General features: G+C 57.7%; 2 protein-coding genes. One reads left to right on the top strand and one right to left on the bottom strand.

The window, feature by feature from the left end; all coding sequences use genetic code 11:
* Positions 1 to 56: 56 nt before the first annotated feature.
* Positions 57 to 971, bottom strand: a complete 915-nt coding sequence (locus PMI37_RS27460) for a DMT family transporter (protein ID WP_177323341.1) — start codon at positions 969 to 971, stop codon at positions 57 to 59.
* A gap of 114 nt (positions 972 to 1,085) precedes the next feature.
* Between PMI37_RS27460 and PMI37_RS27455 the strand changes: the two genes are divergently transcribed.
* Positions 1,086 to 2,501 (top strand): aminotransferase-like domain-containing protein, encoded by a 1,416-nt coding sequence (locus PMI37_RS27455; RefSeq protein WP_008087541.1) that lies wholly within the window; start codon positions 1,086 to 1,088, stop codon positions 2,499 to 2,501.
* The last annotated feature ends 6 nt before the right edge of the window (positions 2,502 to 2,507 follow it).

The following is a 2,507-nucleotide window of genomic DNA, read 5'->3' as shown; positions in this document are numbered from 1 at the left end:
TCTTTTGATCTTGTTTTTTACAATCCAGATCAAAAGATCGCAGCCTGCGGCAGCTCCTACAGAGAAGGTCTGCGCCATTTTTCGATGGGCAATTTGGTGATGGCAAACCCGCTCAACAGGATCGCCGAATAGATCATCAGCTCCCGGGACAGGGTTTGCCCCTCGTACCAGGCGCCGATGATCACGGCGAATACCGGGAAAATGATAAACACGAACGACAGAATGATCGGGCTCAGGCGTTTGAGCAGCAAAAAGTAAACGATAAAGCCGCCCACCGAGGCCACCAGCCCGAGGTAAAACAGCGCGCCCCACGAGCGTGCGGTGATGTCCTGGAACACCGGTGTTTCGAAGCTCAGTCCGACAATAAATAACATCGCACCGGCGATACCGATCGGCAGTGTGTTGTAGGTGATCACGCTGATCGCACTCCCGTGTTTTTTCGTCACCACGTAACACAGCGCATGCATCACTGCGGCGCAGAGAATCGCCAACACTCCCAGCCATTCCGCCTGATCCAGGTGCAGACCCTGACTGCGAATAATCATGAACAGACTGCCAAAACCAATGGCAATGCCGAGCATTTGCGACGGGTAGATCTTCTCGCGCAGAAACAGCGCGGAAAACAGCAGGATAAACACCGGCATGCAACTGAACAGCAGTGCCGTCAGGCCCGACGAGACGTGCATCTCGCCGTAGTTGAGCAGGTAGTACGGCAGACTGAAATACGACAGCGTGACGAACACAAAAAACCAGCGGCTCTGCCGAGGGAACAGCAACGGTTCTTTGCGCAACAACGCGAAACTCAAAAACAGTGGAAATGCGATAAGAAAGCGCAGCCCGGCGGCCGTCAGCGGCGGCACGCTTTCCACGGCGATCTTGATCCCAAGCCAAGTGGTGCCCCAACTCAGGCAGACGATCAGAAACAGGGTGCTGGTGATTAATCCGGCGAGCCAGGGTTTGCTGATGTTCATCGGTGTGCTGACGGCGGTCGACATGCTGGGTGCTCCGAGCGGTGGAATTGACCTGATCGATGAAACGGTCTATTTCTGATTGAACCTGTTTTAAGCACGCTATTCGGGGCGAGAATGACTGTCAAAGTAAGTATTGCCATGGTGTCAATCCTCCGCGACGGCCTCAGCAATGGCATCGGCGTGAAGTACAAACGCCTTGCCGATGGCGTGGCGCAGGCCATCGAGGAGGGTGTGATAGAGGCTGGCGGCAAGTTACCGCCGCATCGACTGTTGGCCGACAGCTTGGGCGTGAACATCGGCACGATCAGCCGTGCCTACGGTGAGCTGGAACGTGTGGGATTGGTCGTCGCCCGTGTAGGCGACGGCACTTACGTGCGTAAGAGGGGGATGGAGCGGCCGCAGGACAAAGGCTTTCGCAATGTCAGCGATGAGCCGTCCACGTGCCTGGACATGAGTCGGAATCAGCCGATGCCCGGGCAGGAAACCGAATTCATGCGGCAAAGCCTGCTGGATCTGGCCAATGAGCCGGGCGTCTTGCGGCAACTCAGCGGGTATACCGCCGAAGCCGGTATGGCGCGGCATCGCGTGGCGGGGGCCGTTTGGCTCAGCCACGGCGAATTCGTACCCCGCGCCGATCAGGTGCTGTGCGTCAACGGCGGCCAGCATGGTCTGTTGAGCGCGTTGATGGGGTTGCTCAAGGCCGGCGACACGGTTGTCACCGAGCATTTGTCCTACCCCGGATTGATCGGTGTTGCCCGTCAACTCGGGATAAAACTCATCGGCGCCGCGATGGATGACGAAGGGCTTTTACCTGCAGCGCTGGAGGAAATCTGCCGTCAACATCGCGTTTCGGCGCTGTATTGCACGCCGACGATCCAGAATCCTACGGCGGCGGTGATGTCCGTCCCACGGCGCGAGGCGATTGCCGAAGTCTGTCGCCAACACAATCTGCTGATCATCGAAGACGAAGCGCATGCGGTGCTGGATCGCCAGCGCCCGTTGCCGCTCAGTTATTTTGCGCCGGAGCGATCAATACTGATCGGCAGTTTGAGCAAGGCTGTTTCAGCGGGGTTGCGCGTCGGTTATCTGCACGCGCCGCAAGCGTTGATCGGCCGTATCAGTTCAGCCATTCGCAGCACGTGTTGGATGGCGAATCCTTTATCGATGGAAGTGGCGAGCCTGTGGATCGAAAACGGCATGGCTAAGCACTTGCTGGATGAGCAGATCATTGAGATTGGTCGGCGCAAAGCGCTGGTCGCGCCGGTGCTGAAGGGCTTGAACTACAACACTCACGCCTTTAGTCCGCACTTCTGGGTGGAAGTCCCCGAGTTGTGGCGAGCATCGCAGATTGCGGCGGAGTTGAAGGAGAACAATTATCTGGTGGCGACCGCTGAGGCGTTCGCGGTGGGGCATGCGGCGGTGCCGCAGTTTATCCGGGTGAGTGTGTGTAATGCGGTGGGGGATGATCGGTTGTTGCTTAGCGGGTTTGAGGCTCTGGCAAATGCCCTGACACAACACAATCCCCTGTAGGAGCTG

It is taken from the genome of Pseudomonas sp. GM80 (assembly GCF_000282515.1).
Classification (GTDB): domain Bacteria; phylum Pseudomonadota; class Gammaproteobacteria; order Pseudomonadales; family Pseudomonadaceae; genus Aquipseudomonas.
Note: the sequence above shows the minus strand (reverse complement) of the source record. Positions and strands in the feature narration are given on the sequence as shown.